The organism is Rubellimicrobium roseum (genome assembly GCF_006152145.1).
GTDB lineage: Bacteria > Pseudomonadota > Alphaproteobacteria > Rhodobacterales > Rhodobacteraceae > Rubellimicrobium > Rubellimicrobium roseum.
Map to the genome: position 1 here is coordinate 1 of NZ_VDFV01000013.1, position 16,802 is coordinate 16,802.

Annotated in this window: 14 protein-coding genes and 4 pseudogenes; 6 read left to right on the forward strand and 12 right to left on the reverse strand. The window is 64.6% G+C overall.

Annotated elements, in window-relative coordinates:
- Together FHG71_RS10975 and FHG71_RS10980 are read left to right on the forward strand one after the other, a co-directional pair.
- Positions 1-376 (forward strand): MbcA/ParS/Xre antitoxin family protein (locus tag FHG71_RS10975; protein WP_139081731.1); only part of this gene is annotated, 376 nt, incomplete at its 5' end.
- Entirely contained in the window at positions 373-1,065 is a 693-nt protein-coding gene (locus tag FHG71_RS10980; protein ID WP_139081732.1) for an RES family NAD+ phosphorylase, read from the forward strand. The genes FHG71_RS10975 and FHG71_RS10980, both read left to right, overlap by 4 nt.
- Before the next feature lie 226 nt (positions 1,066-1,291).
- Here FHG71_RS10980 and FHG71_RS24740 read toward each other — a convergent pair.
- Positions 1,292-1,417 (reverse strand): annotated as a pseudogene (locus tag FHG71_RS24740) (helix-turn-helix domain-containing protein); the annotation flags it as partial.
- Positions 1,418-1,446: 29 nt separating this feature from the next.
- Here FHG71_RS24740 and FHG71_RS10990 point away from each other — a divergent pair.
- A complete protein-coding gene (locus FHG71_RS10990) occupies positions 1,447-2,394 on the forward strand; it encodes a tyrosine-type recombinase/integrase (protein WP_139081734.1) in 948 nt (315 codons plus the stop codon).
- A gap of 23 nt (positions 2,395-2,417) precedes the next feature.
- Positions 2,418-2,543: pseudogene (locus tag FHG71_RS24260) on the forward strand (RES family NAD+ phosphorylase); the annotation flags it as partial.
- Positions 2,544-2,657: 114 nt separating this feature from the next.
- Here the strand turns inward: FHG71_RS24260 and FHG71_RS11000 are convergent.
- Positions 2,658-2,942 (reverse strand): type II toxin-antitoxin system RelE/ParE family toxin, encoded by a 285-nt coding sequence (locus FHG71_RS11000; protein WP_139081735.1) that lies wholly within the window; start codon positions 2,940-2,942, stop codon positions 2,658-2,660.
- On the reverse strand, positions 2,943-3,224 hold the full coding sequence (locus tag FHG71_RS11005) for a type II toxin-antitoxin system ParD family antitoxin (RefSeq protein ID WP_139081736.1): 282 nt from the start codon (positions 3,222-3,224) through the stop codon (positions 2,943-2,945). It lies immediately after the preceding gene.
- Between the two features lie 289 nt (positions 3,225-3,513).
- Here FHG71_RS11005 and FHG71_RS24265 point away from each other — a divergent pair.
- Positions 3,514-3,693, forward strand: a pseudogene (locus FHG71_RS24265) (hypothetical protein); the annotation flags it as partial.
- A 312-nt stretch (positions 3,694-4,005) separates the two neighbouring features.
- On the opposite strand, the gene FHG71_RS11010 reads toward FHG71_RS24265, so the two are convergent.
- Together FHG71_RS11010 and FHG71_RS11015 are read right to left on the reverse strand one after the other, a co-directional pair.
- Positions 4,006-5,055: an acyltransferase family protein gene (locus FHG71_RS11010; RefSeq protein ID WP_139081737.1), complete on the reverse strand. Its 1,050-nt coding sequence runs from the start codon at positions 5,053-5,055 to the stop codon at positions 4,006-4,008.
- Between the two features lie 419 nt (positions 5,056-5,474).
- Positions 5,475-5,690: pseudogene (locus FHG71_RS11015) on the reverse strand (IS3 family transposase); the annotation flags it as partial.
- Positions 5,691-6,178: 488 nt separating this feature from the next.
- Between FHG71_RS11015 and FHG71_RS11020 the strand changes: the two are divergent.
- Positions 6,179-7,461, forward strand: a protein-coding gene (locus FHG71_RS11020; RefSeq protein WP_425467346.1) for an IS3 family transposase whose coding sequence is annotated in 2 segments (ribosomal slippage) — positions 6,179-6,532 and positions 6,535-7,461 — 1,281 coding nt in all. Because the reading frame shifts where the segments join, the coding sequence is not laid out codon by codon here.
- A gap of 56 nt (positions 7,462-7,517) precedes the next feature.
- Here the strand turns inward: FHG71_RS11020 and FHG71_RS11025 are convergent.
- The 7 genes from FHG71_RS11025 to FHG71_RS11055 form a co-directional block, all read right to left on the reverse strand.
- The gene (locus FHG71_RS11025; RefSeq protein WP_139081738.1) at positions 7,518-8,822 is read right to left on the reverse strand and encodes a hypothetical protein; all 1,305 of its coding nucleotides are present in this window, start codon (positions 8,820-8,822) and stop codon (positions 7,518-7,520) included.
- Positions 8,823-9,052: 230 nt separating this feature from the next.
- Positions 9,053-10,327 (reverse strand): glycosyltransferase family protein, encoded by a 1,275-nt coding sequence (locus FHG71_RS11030; protein ID WP_139081739.1) that lies wholly within the window; start codon positions 10,325-10,327, stop codon positions 9,053-9,055.
- Positions 10,327-11,523, reverse strand: coding sequence for a glycosyltransferase (locus FHG71_RS11035; RefSeq protein WP_176559376.1), 1,197 nt, complete (start codon positions 11,521-11,523; stop codon positions 10,327-10,329). The genes FHG71_RS11030 and FHG71_RS11035 overlap by 1 nt, the downstream gene beginning before the upstream one ends.
- A 4-nt stretch (positions 11,524-11,527) precedes the next feature.
- The gene (locus FHG71_RS11040) at positions 11,528-12,715 is read right to left on the reverse strand and encodes a glycosyltransferase family 4 protein (protein ID WP_176559379.1); all 1,188 of its coding nucleotides are present in this window, start codon (positions 12,713-12,715) and stop codon (positions 11,528-11,530) included.
- 213 nt (positions 12,716-12,928) lie between these two features.
- Positions 12,929-13,852 (reverse strand): glycosyltransferase, encoded by a 924-nt coding sequence (locus FHG71_RS11045; RefSeq protein WP_176559380.1) that lies wholly within the window; start codon positions 13,850-13,852, stop codon positions 12,929-12,931.
- A 199-nt stretch (positions 13,853-14,051) separates the two neighbouring features.
- On the reverse strand, positions 14,052-15,836 hold the full coding sequence (locus FHG71_RS11050; RefSeq protein ID WP_218014081.1) for an ABC transporter ATP-binding protein: 1,785 nt from the start codon (positions 15,834-15,836) through the stop codon (positions 14,052-14,054).
- 78 nt (positions 15,837-15,914) lie between these two features.
- Positions 15,915-16,745 carry a hypothetical protein gene (locus FHG71_RS11055; protein ID WP_139081744.1) on the reverse strand — a complete coding sequence of 277 codons (831 nt, stop codon included), beginning with the start codon at positions 16,743-16,745 and terminating at the stop codon, positions 15,915-15,917.
- Between the last annotated feature and the right edge of the window lie 57 nt (positions 16,746-16,802).

Here is a 16,802-nt window from a genome sequence, read left to right on the forward strand (position 1 = left end):
CCAAAAGCACAGTGCAGCCGAGACGAAGACGGTTGCTCTGAAGGCGTTCAGCTACATCATCTCTGAGTGGCAGATCCCCATTCCCGAAGCGGCCGCGCTGGCCGATATGTCGGAGTCCACATGGAAACGGGCAAGAAGGGCGGGCTACACAGGCGATCTCACCCATGACCAGCTGTTGCGGCTCAGCGCAGTGGTCGGGATCTACAAGGCCCTGAAGCTCTACTTCAGCGACCCTATCGCGAGGCGCTGGATTACCCTGCCGAACGATGGCCCTTTGTTTAACGGAGAACGCCCGATCGATACCATGATCCGCGAGGGCCTGCCGCAGTTCCTGCAGGTCCGGACCTACCTTGATGCACTGCGCGGGGGTGCATGAGGCTCAGCCCGATCAATGATCGTGGCCTCGTCCGGCTAATCCCTGCGACGTACCACAAGCCTCCGACACTGCGGGGCCTAGTCGACACGGATGACCAGTTTGAAATCCTCGTGGAAATCGAGGGACTGACGAGCGCGCGGCTAATTGCGGAGCGCGGCCGCTCTCTTCACCTCGACCGGCGTGAACTGGCCTTCGCACGTCGGGCCCGAGATTTACAGGTTTACGGCAATAGCCACGTCAACGCCGCCTTCACCTACACTCGTCCGACGGGCAACCGCTTCAACGACAGTACGCGTGGGGCGTGGTACTGCAGCTGGGACACCATGACGTCAATGGCCGAAGTTGCGTTCCACCGGACGCGGGAGCTGGACTATATCGGGATCTACGAGGACCAGGCGCGATATGTCGAGCTCTTGGCCGACTTCATTGGGGACTTTCCGGACCTGCACGACGAGACCAGCCATCCTGCGCTTCACCCGGACCCGGACATTGGGTATCCCGAGGGCCAGGCACTCGCTCTGGCTATGCGGCGGGACGGCTATCGTGGCCTGATCTATCCTTCGGTTCGGCAGCCCGAAGGGCGCTGCCTCGTCGCCTTCGAACCCTCGGCCATACAGAACGCGCGGCCTGGCGCGAGCTGGGACCTGATCTGGAGCGGGTCGCCGGATTACAGGGTGCAGTTTCTGTAGAAAGGACCCACTGGGAGCATACCTAGGGGACGGATTTGCGACTACTGTCCCGTGACAAATAAGCGGTCTACTGGAGGCTAGGCGGACGCAGTCAGCCTTTTCCGCTAGGTTTGCGGATGCGGATGCCGGGCCCGTCGTCGGGCGTGCCAATGAACTCTATACCGGCGGCTTCGAGCGTCACTCGAATGGTCTCCAAGTGCCCTTTCCGTGAGGCAGGCGAACCATCGTAGGTCTCGTAGCGTACGATGGTGGCGCTACCGACTCCTGTCTTTTCGGCCAACTCCCGCACCGACCAGCCTAGTGCCGATCGAGCTGCTCTAATCTGCTGACCAGTAAGATTCACCTCTTGCATTGTGATAAAAATCTTATCATAAAGGGCCCATGTCACAGGCTGGGCAAAACTACGATTGGCGCGCCGAGTTCATGCGCCTCGAAGGCGCCTATGCGCCTGCTACCATGCGGTCGTACTATACCGATGTCGAGATCTTCGTGATTTGGTGCCAGCAGAGGGGAGAGGCCCCATTTCCGGCGGCGGTGCTGACAGTATGCGCCTTCCTAGAAGCCCAAGCTCCCGCACTGGCGCCCTCGACAGTCCGCAGGCGGCTCTATGCTATTCGGAAAGCCCACGCACTTCTGGATCTGCCAGATCCAACGCAGCACGAGGAGATCAACCTGACCCTGCGGCGTATTCGGCGCTCCAAGTTCGAGAGGCCGAAGCAAGCAACCGGAATGACACGCGAATATCTCGAGCGCTTCCTGGCAGTTCAGCCCGATACTCCGTTAGGCCTCCGAAACAAGGCCATGCTGTCGCTCGGCTACGACCTGCTGACGCGGCGCTCGGAACTGATTGCTCTGCAGATTGACGATCTCTCCTGGCGGGCTGATGGAACTTTGCGGGTCCTGATCAGGCGCAGCAAGGCCGACCCCTTTGGGCAGGGCCGGATCGCCTTCACCTCCCGGCGGTCGGCGGACCTGATCAATGCGTGGCTGGACTGGCGTGGCCTCACGATCAGGCCACTGTTCTGCCCGATTTACCAGGGTAAAGCCATCAATCGAGACCTGAGCGACACGACGGTCAAGCGGCTGATCAAGACAGCCGCGAAGAGGGCAGGGCTGTATGACGTTGTGGCGGAGGGTTTCAGCGGGCACTCCATGCGTGTGGGAGCAGCGCAAGATCTCCTCTGCGCTGGGCATGACACCGTCTCCATCATGCGGGCAGGTGGGTGGAAGAGCATCAACGTATTGGCGCGATACTTGGAGCACGCCGAGCACAATGTCTGGGAAGAAAGGCGGGCAGCGCCTCCGCCGGCCGGCGCGGAGGCTCGGTAACGTCGGTCATCAGGCGTTTGAGTCGGCGGGAGGGCCATCGTGACTTGATCCACCCTTTTGTTCGACACCCGGGAGGAGGCTGCCTCGTACTCTCCGATCACTTGGCCATCCAGAACGTGCGGCCCGGCGCGAGTTGGGATCTGATCTGAAAGGAGATACCCGGTTTCACCATTCGGGGTCCGTGATGTGTCGGGCGAGGAACCTGAAGTTGGACGCCCCTCGAGGTGCAGGGCACGTCGGAGTGGTAACGGGCTCACGCGCCATCAGAGCAGGTCCTCCCACTGGCGGGCGCCGTGGAGAATGCGCACGAACTCCACGTCCTCGCCGGTCTGGCGGTAGAGCAGCAGGTAGCTGCCCTCGGGCCAGAAGCGGAGGTCGGACCGGATATCGGGGCGCGCGACGCCGAGGCCCGGCAGCTCGGCGAGACGGGCGCAGCGCTCCTCTATGCGGTCGAGCCAGCGGCGGGCGGCGCGGGGGTTGTCGGCGGCAATGTGGAGGGAGATGACCTCAAGATCGGCCAGCGCAGCGGGGAGGAGGCGGTAGGCCATTCAGGAGCGAAGGGCCAATATATCCCCGTTGTCCAAGCTCGCGCGGAGGGCGCGGAAGGCCTCGGCGCCGTCTTGGGCCGGGCCGCTGGCGAGACCCTCGTCCCAGAGGCGGCCCAGTTCCGTCATGGCGCGCTCCCGCTGAATGCGCCGAGCCTGCCAGTCGCGTAGCGCCTCGCGCATGACCTCACTGGCGGAGGCGTATTCGCCGGCTTCGACAACCTCGCGCATCATCGTAGCCATCTCGGGCGTGAGCGCGACGCTGACCTTCTCAACGCGAGACATGGGGCACCTCCGGACGTGATGGTAGGCAAGCTTACTACCCGCGGCAAGGGCGGATTGACTGGCGCCGTCGCTCCGCCAAGGCGTTGGCGGGCTCAGGCCAGCCGGCGAACTCCTGTCGCTTTTGGAACGCCAGAATCCATGTATCCGCAGCAGCGCCTCTTTAAGGTCGGCGGAACTACTGCTCTTGAGAATGTAGCCGCTAGCCCCGCATCGAAGTGCTGTGATCCTCCGCCCCAGGGTTCGCTGAGACATCCCTGAAGGCTTATTGAAGCCGATCGGAGGTGTTGAGATGGACAAGGTTGAGAGCAAAGGAGTCGTGGTCGCGGAGGCGTCAGTGGTCGGAGCGGCTCCGGGCCGGGAGCGGCGGATGACGGCGGGACGCAAGCGCGATGCGGTGCTGCGGCTTCTCCGGGTCGAGCCCCTGGAGATCGTGGCACGGGATCTGTCGGTGACGGCGGCCGAGATCAGCGCAGCGGTCGCCCCGGGCGGGCATTCTGTGCTCGTGCTCGACGGCGCCGGCTGGCACGCCTCAGCCGCCTTGGTCGTGACCACCAACATCACCCTCCCGCCGCTGCCGCCTCGCAGCCCCGAGCTCAACCCAGTCGAGAACGCCAGACCTGCCTCAGTCTCCAAGTCTGAGAGGACGCCTCCGCCATCGTTGAGGCTTGCTGTCAGACTTGGAGCCGCGTCCTGGCCCGGCCCGACATCGTACGCTCCGTCACCACCCGAGCCTGGGCCAGGGTCAATAGCTAAAGCCGCTGGCATGAGCAGTCTAATCCCTTCACGTGGTCTGTCCGGCACAAGTCAGCTTAGGCCGCAGCATCAGACCCTTGCGGACTCTCTCCAAAGGCTTTTCGAACAGCAGGAAGAAAATCACGCCCCCAATGACTGCCAGCACGAAAAGAATTACCAGAGAGACAACATCGGGAAGAAAATGTCGGAAGCCAAATAGGACTTTGTTGACAGCTGAGATGAAGAAGTAGTGGATCAGATAGATCGAGAACGATGCCTTGCCCAAGAGTAAGAGACTACGGCCAAGCAGGAGGCTCGAGAAGTAGGCAGTGCCTACTACGATGCTGCTCAGAATCCCGGCCGAGCCTACGCCCCAGTTGAACATCCCGACCGACGTGTGCTCGTTCCAGAACAGCGCATATACGAGCAGGAGAGCTCCTGAAAGGGCGAACGCAACACTGGCGAGAGCCGAGCTAATGCTGATGCGCGAGCAAACAAAGCACGTCCCGATCCCCATAGCAAACTGGATATTGTTTGGGTGGAAGAAGATACCCCAAAGCCAGTGAGAACTGCCGATAAGAAAGGAGGAAGTTGCCCAACCAACAATCATTATGAGGCCAGTGCGCCGGCTTACTAGCACCACGGCGAAGAGTAAGTAGAACAGCATCTCCTGGCGCAGCGTCCAGAGCACGATTGGCACGGGGTCTTTAGGATAGGGTACGAGGAGTGCCGAGGAAAGCAGGACGTCAATGTTGTCAGCGAAAGGTTTGCCTGAAAGTATAGTCGAGGAGGCAGTGAAGATCAGCGCTGTTAGAGCGACCAACGGATAGATCCGCAGCGCGCGGTTAACTAAGAACTCCCTAGGTGACGGAACTGTCCTCCCGAGAAACAGAGGGACCGATATCACAAACCCAGAAAGGACGAAGAATAGATCGACACCGATGTTAAGCCCACTAGTGAGTGATCCTATCGCCTGGTTTCCATGATAATTGTCGCTCCCGATGAGAGCCCCTGCGTGGAAAAGGACCACCATGAGGGCCGCCACACCTCGCAAGTATTGAAGGCTGGCTACCTTCTCGTTGGACGCTCTTGCCACCATAGTGAGGTTGCCTCCTTGATACTGCTTCCGGCGCCCCGGTACAGCAACTCAGAAAGTGGCGCCATTGCGGCGAATGCCGCTCAAATAGATGACGTAGCAGGACATCTACGCAGGGCCCCTCCCCGATGTAGAGTGCTGCTGACCTTGCTTGCCTTTATTCCTGCGTCATGCCAACGGCCACTGGCGGTGACTTGGGGCTTTTCGGGCGGGGGCTGCGGTAATTCACTCTGTGCGTGGCATGGAGGGAGGTAACGATGCCGACGGGGCGAACTGTGGAGATCACGCGCACCGAGCCGTCCGCTACGGAGCTTCGGCGCGCGGAGGCGCGAAGCCGTGATGGGCACTCGACGCGACGGGTGCTGGCGCCGGAAGACAGAACCTGCACCGCGCCGGGTTTGCCGGATGCCGGTTGGTCTAAGCTACGCGGCCAAAGCGGATTGCTCCAGAGCGGCGTAGAAGTTTGCTTCGGCTTCGGCCGGCGGGGTGTGTCCGATCGGTTCTAGGAGACGCCGGTGGTTGAACCAGTCCACCCATCCGAGGGTGGCGTAGTCGACATCCTCGAAGCTGCACCAAGGTCCGCAGCGATGGATCACCTCGATCTTGAAGAGACCGGTGATCGTCTCGGCTAGGGTGTTGATGCTCCTGTGTCCATCAAAGGGGGCCCGATCGTCGCGGCAACCCTCATGGCTGAACTGCCTGAGCTCGGGACCATCGACCGGCGAATCATCGGTGGAGGGCGACCCAATATCCGCACGATACTCTACTTGGCGGCTCTCCACGCCTCTCGCCACTTGCTGGCGTTTGGTCACTTCCGACGGCGCCTCGAAGCAGCCGGCAAGCCGGTCAAGGCCGCGCTAACCGCAGCCGCCCGAAAGCTACTGACCGTCCTCAACACCATGATCGCTTCGGAGACCGACTGCCTCGAAACCGCACCGTCCTGAGTACAGTTGCCCTCAAACCCGGCGCGGTTCAGTCGTGCGGTAAGCGGCAGGGAAAGGTGGTCATTCCCAGCGACCAGCCCGCTCAGCCTATAAGGGGAGTCCTGCCTGAGCTCTGCAATCCTCCGCCCCAGGGTTCGCTGAGACACCGCTGAAGGCTTATTGAAGCCGACCGGAGGTGTTGGATGACGGATGGGAAGCACGGAGGAGCCGCGGGCGCGGAGACCTCAGGGATCGGAGCGTCCGCGGCTCCGGGGCGGGAACGGCGGATGACGGCGGGGCGCAAGCGCGACGCGGTTCTTCGGCTTCTCCGGGCCGAGCCCCTGGAGATCGTGGCGCGGGAGCTCAGCGTCACAGCCGCGGACCTGAGCGCCTGGCGGGAAGCGTTTCTGGAGGCGGGCGCCGCAAGCCTGAAGGCGCGGGAGCGGGATGACCGCGATGAGAAGATCGACCGCTTGCAGTCGAAGCTCGGCGAGGTGCTGATGGACAACGAGTTGCTCCAGGCCAAGGTCGACCGGCTCGAGGCCGGAGGTGGCGGTGGCCCTTTTGGGTCGCGGAGGTCGAAGCGATGAGCCCCGCCGTCTCGATCTCCACGCGCCGTCCCTACGGCTTGGCCCGGGTCTGCCGGGTCTGGGGCGTTGCCCGCTCGGGTGTGTATCGGCGGCGTCGGCCGGCTGACGCTCCGGCGATGCCGCGCCGGCGACCAGGGCCGCAGGGGCCAATGCCGGACGCAGCCCTGGTCGAGGCGATCCGGGGCGTGCTCCTCGCCAGCCCGTTTCACGGCGAGGGCTACCGCAAGGTCTGGGCGCGGCTGCGCCATGCTGGCCTGCGCAGCTCAAAGGAGCGCGTGCGACGGCTCATGCGCGAGAACGGCCTCTCAGCGCCCGTCCGAACCGGCCGCCCCACCGGCCCGCGCAACCACGACGGCACGATCATCCCTGAGAGCATCGACACGATGTGGGGCACGGACATGACCGCCGCCTTCGCCACCGAGCATGGGCAGGTCGCCGTCTTCGTTGCCGTTGATCACTGCTCGGCGGAGTGCGTGGGCCTCCACGCCGCCCTGCGCGGCACCCGCCACGAGGCACTGGAGCCGGTCCGGCAGGGCGTCGCGGAGCGCTTCGGAGCTGTCGAGAAGGACGCGGCCACCGGCCTCTCGATCCGCCATGACCACGGAAGCCAGTACATGTCGCACGACTTCCAGAAAGAGATCGCCTGGCTCGGCGCCTCCTCGTCGCCGGCCTTTGTCCGTGCCCCTGAAGGCAACGGCTGCGCTGAGCGCTTCATCCGCACCCTGAAGGAGAACCTGCTCTGGGTCCGGACCTTCCGCACCGTCGAGGAACTCCGGCTTGCCTTGCTCGAGTTCAAGCGGACCTACAATGAGCACTGGCTGATCGAGCGGCATGGCCACCGCTCGCCCGCCCAGTTCCGACGCGACCAGATGGACACCATGCCCCTGGCCGCATAATCGCAATCGAGTGTCTCAAGATCCGGGGGCGGTACAGCAATAAAGCCGATCGGCGGCTAGACGCGGAAGCGCAGGGCGAAGAGGACAAGGGAGGCCAGATAGTAGAGGAAAAAGTTTGTCTCCCCGAACGGAGAGAACATGATCGAATAGAACGCCACGACCCCGTTGGCGACGCAGAGATTGAGAGCCTCGAAGGTCAGAGGAAAGGAGCGGTAGGCATTGTATGCGATCCCCGCCACCCAGCCGAACAGGGCGCATATGAGGAGGTTGCCGACTTCGCCGAACAGTTCCATGTTCTTCGGCAGCGCGGTCTTCCAAGTGAACGAGGCAATGCTGCCGACCACGCCGTCGCTGGCCGAGAGGGCCGTGACTGTGTCGCCCGAAAGCAGCTTGTCGAAGTTGCGCTCCAGGATCGCGACTTTGGACATGGGGTCGAATTCGACAATCGGGAAGGTCTGCAGGTGGTAGACCTCGCCGAAGCGCGGCAGTTGGGCGCCGAAGTAGTAGGCGAACTCGACCCAGATGTCCTGTAGTGTGGGCGACAGGCCCGCCCACAGGGCCTCGTAGCCTTCCGATAGGCTCGCACCGCTGAAGGTGGCGTACACGTTGAGCTTGTTCCCGAAGTATTCCTGCGACACCCCGCCGAATCTCAGCTGGCTTACCGCGGCGATGAACCCGATGCAGACAAGGATGAGGATTGATACGGTCCTGCGACGCCGTTTCAGGATGGCCCGCGCCTCGTCGGGCATCTGGGCCTGGTGCCGCCGCACCAGCGAAAAGGATATGAGGATGAGCAGGATGACCTGCAGGTAGATCTGTCGTCCCGCCGAGAAGAGTGGGATCGCGAACAGTGACAGGAAGATCGCCGCGAGCCAGAAGCCCGGGGCATAGCGGCCGGGCAGGGCAAAAGAGACGATGAAGAAGAACGCGGGCCAGAGGAACAGCCAACCGAGCTTGGACAGGACGTTCACGTCCTCGATGAAAGCGCCCCTCAGGCCCCCTAGATTCAGCGATAGAAGATACGGGAGGGCCGTCTTCAGTCCCCCGGCCAGGAGGAGACCCGCCCCGAACAGCGCGCAGGCGAGCAGGGGCGTCCTCGCCCGGTGGAAGAGGTCGCGTCTGCCGCGGAGTACGACCTTTGTCCGCAGCGCAACGAGGTAGGGGATCAGGAAAAAGGCGAAGCACAGCGCCAGGTAGAGGAGCGTCGGCAACCAGGAGAGTGAGGGGTCGTAGGCGATAGGCCCGAACAGGAAGTTGTGCGCGACCAGCATCCAGGCCAAGACAAGCAGGGAGAGCGGGCTCGTCGGCCGGGTCATCCCAAAATTGATGATGAGGGCCAGGCCGGAGACATAGAGGGCCACCAGGCCCGCATCCAAGGCCGCCGCGAGGAGAGCCATGGTCACGACCACCACCACCAGGAGACCGGTCGGCTTGCTCATTTGCAGCAGGGGCGATGTGGTGGGAAGGGGCATACTCATTCAGTGCAACGTCGTGGGGGCTGGGGCGCTGCCGGGGCTAGGGCGCTGCGGCGACGAGGACCGCCCAGCCGGGGAATTGTAGCCGGAACTGGGCCGAGCATCTAGGGCGAGCATCACCTCGGGGCCGTGGGGCAGGTCTCCGCCGATGCCGGGTCTGGGGCGGTGCGGAGGTCCCGGACTTTCAGCCCGAGGGACAGGACTAGGCGGTCGGCGACTCGGCCGGCCTCGAACTGGTCCAACGAGCGGTCAAATCCAGCCTGCGCCATTTCCTGGAGGGCCGACGTGTCATGCAGGGCGAGCATGATGGCTTCGGCCAGGGAATGGGGAGCGCAGTCGCCCAGGATGACAGCTCCGTCGGAGCCGTAGATGTGGAGGAGATCAGCTGACGGCGTTGCGATCAGCGCGAGGCCGTGCTGCGTGATCTCCACGACCTTTGAGGGGAAAGTGGATTGCGCGAGGCTGGAATCAGTGATCCGCAGGGACAGCCCCACATGGCAGGCGCGAAGCACCGCGAGGAAGGAGGGACGATCGAGGTCTTGGCGCTGCTCGACCTTTAGGTTGTCGCATGCGGCCGCCTGAGCCGCGGCGATCGCTGCCTCCCCGCCTCGTCCGGTGACCTCGAACACCACGTATCTGCCGGCCTCGGCAAGGCGTTCCCCGAGAAGGGGTAGGACCTCGCAGAAGAGGTCGAGGCCGGTGTCCCGCTCGATGGTGCCGCCGTACCAGATCCGGAGGGGGTTGGCCGCAGTCATCCCGACATCGGTCCACGTTGCGCGCGGCTCGGGCCGACGCGTAGGCGCGTTGATGGCGCCGTAGACTGGGGTGAACTCACGAAGCTTCAGGCCCTCTCCGACGCCGCGGGAGGCGACGATCTTCCTCGCGCTCGTAAGCTTCAGGAAGGCGGGGAACATGAGGCGGTCCACGGCGGGCCGCAGTCCCGGCTCGTCGAGCCTGGGCGCGTCCTCGATGTCGAGGACCGTCACGACGCCCCTAAGCCGCAGGACGAAGAGCGCCAGCAGGTATTCGAACCCGTGATTGTAGAGGATAACCCGGTCGTGCCTGTCCACGACCCAAAGCGAGAACCAAGCGAACTGGGCCAGGGCCGAGAACTTGCGACGCCAACGGCTCCTGTGGGAGCGCAGGAAGAGCCAAGGGAGGCCGTTGTCGCGGAGCAGGGTCGCGCTTGCCGGAGGGGCGGCGCCCCGGCCGCAGAGGGGCATCGATACGACGCAGGACCGCTGGCCCCGCTGTCTCAGGGCCGCCGACAGCGCTGACACCTTGTTGGAAGCGGCGCCGACATAAGAGCCGTCGCCGGCTATCTGATTGTAGCGCTGGGTGTTCACCAAGCAGAAGTAGTAGATCCTCGGTCGCGTCGGTGTCTGGCTCATCAATCCTCGCTGCAATTTGCTTGGGTGATGCCGGGCCGGTCCTTCAGGTCTTGTGCGAGCCACAGTCGGCGCGGGCCTGCCATCTGGGAACGCGGTTCGGCGTCTTGGCTGCCCATCTGCTCGATTCTCTGGAGGAGTCTGGCGACCATGTCGCCCCAGTTGGCGGGCAGGACCTTCAGGCGGTCGGTCCAATCGGGCCTCCAGCCGCCGAGGATCCGTTCGGAGAGACCGAGGATCGCCAGACGGAGGGAGCCGGGATCGTCGTCCCGGAAGTAGATGGCTTGGTCGCCGCAGATCTCTCTAGCATAGGGAAGGTCGGGGCATACGATCGGCAATCCGAGCGTCATCGCCTCGATCAGCGGGAAGCCGAAACTCTCGGACCGGGAGAGGAAGAGCAGGGCGTCACTGCGGAGGTATTCCTCGATGACCCTCTCGTGGTCGAGGAGGCCGACACAGTCGACCCAAGGCAGCCCGGGCGCGAGTTTCGAGCCGGGATCGATCGTCAGCGCGAGGCGGCCGACGATCTCGTCTAGGTCGGACGACCCGTCCGGCAGCCTCCCCAGCAGGGCGTGGTTCTTATGGGGATAGGAGGCAGCGGGGTAGAACAGGTTCAGCTTCCCAGCGGAAGGATCGGTCTGTCGGCCCCGCGCCGGGTCTAGGGCCCGGGACGCCCAGACGGGAACGGGCTGCGGTAGCACCAGGACGTCCCCGGCATAGTCAGGATAGAGGCTGCGGAAGCGGGCCTCCATATGGGCCGTCTGGACGATCACGAGATCGGTGTACCGGAGGTTGGCCCTCAAAATCTGCCTTTCCACTAAGAGCTTGATCCCCTGCACGCCGCCCGGCAGGGGGCCGATGGCGACTAGGCCGGGCTTGTGCAGCAGCAGAATCTGCCGCCTGCCGGTGCGGAGCGGGACGTCCCCGAGGACCAAAAGCGGCGAGGTGTCGGACGGATCGCCACGGTAGGCGAGGCACTCGAAGAGCCGCGACAGGGCGTTCGGGAGGCGGCGGCGGTACTTGACCACCTGGGCACCTTTCAGGACCGCTTCGAGTCGGTTGCCGAACTCGTCGTCGGAGAGGTAGCAGAACTGTAGGTCGCAGGTTCCGTTGGCCCGCATCGCGGGCAGCAGGGACGAGACGAGCTGACGGGCTCCGGTGCCGTTGATGTTGGTGAGGTGAATGCTTAGCTCCGTCATGATCTCAGACGGCGTTCCAGGGAGCCGTGACGCCGTCGAGGCATGGACGGCCCGCAATGATGGAGCCCAGCACTTTGGCGGCCTTCCGGGGATGGAGGCGGTGCCGGTTCTGGCGCGCGTTTCGCGCGGCCTCTGCGACCTTCTCCGGGTGCAGCGCCAAGTCGAGGAGCACCCGGCCCAAGTCCTCGGCGTCATCCGACCGGAAGACCCAGCCGCAATCTAGGTCGGTGACCAGCGTCTTCGCGCCCACGGCGCTGCTGCAGACGACCGGAGTGCCTGCCTGGATGCCCTCGTTGACGACGACGGCCCAGCCGTCGTGGCGGCTGGGAACCACCAGCAGGTCGTAGGTCCGGATGACCTCCGAGGCCTCGCCAAACGGGACGGGGCCGCAGAGCCGGACCTGCTCGCAACCTGGGAGATCCAAACCCGGCGTGCCCGGCCCGTAGACGTCGATACGGATCGAGGCGCCGCGGGCCTGGACGTAGCGCGCGGCCTGCGGCAGCAGGTCGAGGCCCTTCCGGGGAATGAGGTTCCCGACGAAAATGCAGCGCAGCGCCGAGCCATCGGGAACTTGGTCGGGCTGGGGACCGGGTTCCCCCGATCCCTCCTCGCGCACGAAGTAGCCGAACGGGAAGATCCGCTCCGAAGGCACCCCCAGCGCCCGATACTGCTCGCTGGCCAAGTCTGAGATGGCGAACACGCCGGACATTCTGCGGCAGAGCAGGGCGGCGTAGGCGCGGTAGAACTGGGGTCGGAGCCGGCTCTTTAGGCTGTCCCTCAGGCGCACCCGACCGGAGAAGTAGCCGAGATCCGACGGCGAGTAGGGCTCGGACACCAGATAGAACCGGAGGCCCAGGGCGTTGGCGAGGGCCAGCAAGTAGAGCATCCGCAAGCTCGCAAAGGGGCTCCAGAAGACGTGGGCGCTCTTCCGTTCGCGGAGCACCTGCCGGGCCGCCCGGATGTAGAAGGCAAGGCCGTCCAGGCGGCCCGCCTCGAAGGTGAGGCTCGGACGGGTCCAGACTTGGTCGGCCCGGCGGGTCTCCTTCGCTTGGACCTCGTAGGCCGCCACCGCAAGGCCGGGCTGCCGGTCTAGCTCCTCGAGCGTGTTGGCCTGGTGCGTGGTGATGGTCGGCTGCCAGAAGACGATGCGCTCCATAGCATCTGCCGACGTGCTGGGATCTACTGCCTGCATGGGCCGGTCTCCGGAGCTGAAGCCCGTTTGTCTGCCGCACCGGCCGCACCTGCCGGGAAGAGATCGGAGAGACGGCATCGTGGCCTCGGGTAAGGGGGAATCATGGTTGTGGTCCTTCTGGACGCAAGGGAAGGATGCAGGAGCGGGGGGCGCATTGAAGGTTGGCCCGGGGGGCAAGGTGGCATCCCCTGAGGACACGGAAGGTACCGTTTTTCAGGCCAGCCGGGCCTGCCGGCAGCAGCGGATGAGGCGCCGAAACCTGCGGAAGTCTGCGCGGGTCATGGAAAGTAGGCCGCGCGCGCCCCGCGCGAGGGTCAGCAGGCGGCGCGGGACCGACACCGAGGCGAAGCGCGCGGGCTCAAGGACCATTAGGATCGCGTCGTAGAGGTTGAGGTAGGAGGTGGCCGAAGCGCCTTCGTTCAGGAGGCGCTCGAGCACTTCCTTCCTGACCCTCGACGCTGGCATGTAATGCGACAGGATGAGCTGCTCGGAATAGTAGAGCTTCCTGCCCGCGAGCAGGTACCACTTAGAGATCTCGCTGTCGTCGCCCGAGCCCTGCTTCGAGCCCTCCCGCCCGACGAGGAGCCCGCCGCCGCAGGTCTCGTAAAGTGTCAGCAGCAGGTCGCGACGGACGACTGCACCGGCTCCCCAGACATAGCCGCGCGCCGAGATGTCGCCAGAGACCCGTCCCTGGGCGCCCACCGCAAAGCAAGCGCAGTTGGTTAGGAACCACGGCGGAAACGGCGCGTCGCCGACCGGCGTGATCGCACCGCCCAGCACGCCGATCTGCGGGTCGCGGGACATGATCTGGTAGGCCGTCTCGACATAGTCGGCGTCGAGCCAGTTGTCGTCGTCGCAGAAGACGATACAGGAGTGACTGGCCGCCTGCACGCCGGCCTTGCGCGCGTGGGAGAGGCCGGGACGCTCCTCGTGCACCACCCTCAGCGGCGGCGGCTCGGCCTCACGGCTCCAGATCGCCCGGACCAGCTCGACCGTCCGATCGGTGGACTTGTTGTCCACGAGCACGATCTCCCAGCCGGGCACCGACCGGATCTGCTGTCCGAGAAGATGCCGGATCGTCCGCTCGATCCTTTGCTCGGAGTTATAGCAACACACGATGATGGTGACGCCGTCCACCTTCTCGATCTCCTTTTGGTCCGGCCGCCTCTCGGTTCGTTGGCCTAGCCGGGAAATGTAAAGCCGGTTCAATAACCGAGGTCCGGGCAAGTGGCTTTCTTGCCCCATCGGCTGCGCCCGACCGGGAAGGCTCGGCTCCGGATTGGACGCCCTGGAGGAGGCCAGTGCAACGGGAGGTCACCGTGCCCGAGCTCCTTGTTCAAGCCATGGCCGACATGTCCACCATCTTCCGGAACTCCGTGTGGTCGGCCAAGAGCTCCTGGTAACTGCCCAGGCCGGTGGCCTGCCCGCGGTGGAGCACGAGGATCTGGTCGCAGCCTTTCACCGTGGTTAGCCGGTGGGCGATCATAATGATGATCCGATCCCCTGGGAGCGAGTTGATCGTCTGCATCACTTCGGCCTCGGTCAGGTTATCGAGGGCGCTCGTGGCCTCGTCGAGGATGATCACGTCTGGCTTGTCGTATAGGGCGCGCGCGATGCCGATGCGCTGGAGCTGGCCGCCGGACAAGCGGACGCCGCGCTCGCCCACCCGGGTCCGGTAGCCGTCGGGTAGGCTCTCGACGAAGTCGGACACCTTGGCTGCGCGGGCGCAGGCCTGCACGCGCGACGTGTCCAGCTCGTCCAGCCCCAAGCCGAAGGCGATGTTCTCGTAGATCGTGGCGTCGCTCAGGAAGATGTTCTGGGGGACGTATCCGATCCGGTCCTGCCAGGCCCGGACCGACTCCTTGGTCAGGGGCGCGCCGTCGATCAGGATCGCTCCGTCGGTCGGCTCTAGGAGCCCCAGGAGGACGTCGACCAGGGTGCTCTTGCCGGCCCCCGTGCTGCCGACGATGCCCAAGGTCGATCGGGCCGGGATGCGGAGGCTGATGTCGGACAGCCCGGGCCTGTCGGCCGTCGGGTACTGGTAGGTGACATTGCGAAGCTCGATGCCGTCGGACATCGGTCTGCGCTCGCCCGTCGAGCCTGCGCGCTGCTCCCTGCGGCCGGCCAGCGCGAGTTCCTTCTTGACGAGAGCGATCACCTGCTCGGTAAAGCGGAGCGTAGTGAAGTTCTGGTAGAGGCCCTGCACCGCGGGCAGCAGTCTATACCCGGCGAAGGCATAAAGGCCCAGCAGCGGAAGGACAGTGGCGAGCGTCCGGCCGTCGTCCGAGCCTTGGCGCATCATCATGTGCAGCGCCATAACGATGATCCCGCCGAAGGCGATGGCTTCCACGGCGTACTTGGGGATTAGCCCGAGCACCGAACTCGTGGCCAGATGCTGGGAATAGACCCGCGTCGACTGGGAGAAGCGCGCGAGGTACTGGCGTTCCCGGCCGAGCACCTTGATGCCCTTGATCCCCCCAAACGCCTCGGCGGCGATCTCGAACCGGTGCCGGTTCGCCGCCATGCGGTTGGCCGTGATCCTGTTACTTACGCGCCGGACGACGAGGTAGGCGGCGCCGTAGGAGAGGCCTAGGACCACCGCGATCATGATGGCCGAGCTCGGCTCAATAACCAGCAGGAAGGCCACCACGGCCATCAGGACGATGCCGTAGGACGCGATGCCCCCCATCGGCAGCAGGACCCGGTCGACGAAATGGTCGACCTCGGAAAGGATGTTCTTCGACATGTCGCCGGTGTTGCGCGCGAGGAAGAACTCATAGGGTTGGCCCAAGTAGCCTTCGAGGAGCCGGCAGGACAGCGTGTGCCGGCACATGTGGAGGAAGCGGGTCTGGCTGTAGAGCGAGATGCTGCGAATGACTGCCGACAGGATGACGAGGGCGAAGGCCCCGAGACCCAGCGCCATCAGGAACGTCTCATCCGAGGTAAATCCGCCCACGCCATAGAGCCGGGACAGCGCCGGCGACCGGTCGATCGCGCCGGGATCAGCTAGGACTGCGAGGAAGGGCATGACGGCGGCCACGCCTACGACCTCGAATAGGGCCATGACGCACATCAGGACAAGCACGAGACCGCCGCGCCGACGTTCGTCGCGGGTCAGCATGCCGGGAACATCTCGCCAGAGCATAGTGGTGCCTCTACAGGAAGGAGGATGCGCCGTAGGCGCCCGGGACGGTGTCGGTCATGCGGCGTACGTGGCACGGGGCCCGCCGAACTCCATCAGCGAGCCAGGCGAGATGCGCCGTATCTCGTGCAGGTCCAGCTCATAGGAGAGTTCAAGGCTCTTGATCAGATCGGGCGGGAACGGACGAAACGGCGGACCCGCACTGCCCGGGTCGGTGTAAATCTCGTGCACGCGGCGGCGTCGCTCGTCCGCTTCCATCTCCGGTCCGAGCCGCTCCGCGAGCCGGACGGCATTGGCCGAGCCGGATTGTGTGCGCAAGGTGTCCGCGGGCTCGGCCGGCAGGGCAACCTTGATTCCGCAGAGCTCGGACAGGATCGCCGCGTCGTTGTTCCGGAAGTCCTCGTAGCGCCAGATCACAAGGCGGGCGCTCGGGGCCGCGGCCTTGAGGTCGGAGACCAAGCCGCTCCAGCGGGGAGCCCGTCTCGAGACCCAGCGAATGACGTTGTCGAACCCGCCCGCGGGGGCGGCCTCGTGGCGCAGGGACTCGGCGTAGATCGAGGGGAGGAAGGTGGCCGGGGACCGAACCGACAGGTAGAGAGTCGTAGGGGTCCGGCGGGCGAGGTCGCCCAGGATCTTCAACAGAAGGCTGTTCTTGTAGAAGTTGCCCCTGATCACGTTGCCTGGGGGCCCGAGCAGGTTCTCTTCGGAGAGGAGGGCGACCGGGTGGCCCTGGCGAAGATGGGAGATCCTGCCGGTCAGGTTGCGGGCCCCGGGCAGGAGCCAAGTCGCCGGGCGGCGTAGGGAGTAGGGTCTGAGGAGGTTCGCGTCGCGCAGCCCAAGTTGAGGCACGAGGACATCGACCCCATTGCCGTTCAGGTCGTGCGCCATCCGCTCCAATATGATCTGGATGTAGGTGGTGGCCGTCTTGTGGGCCCCGAGATGGAT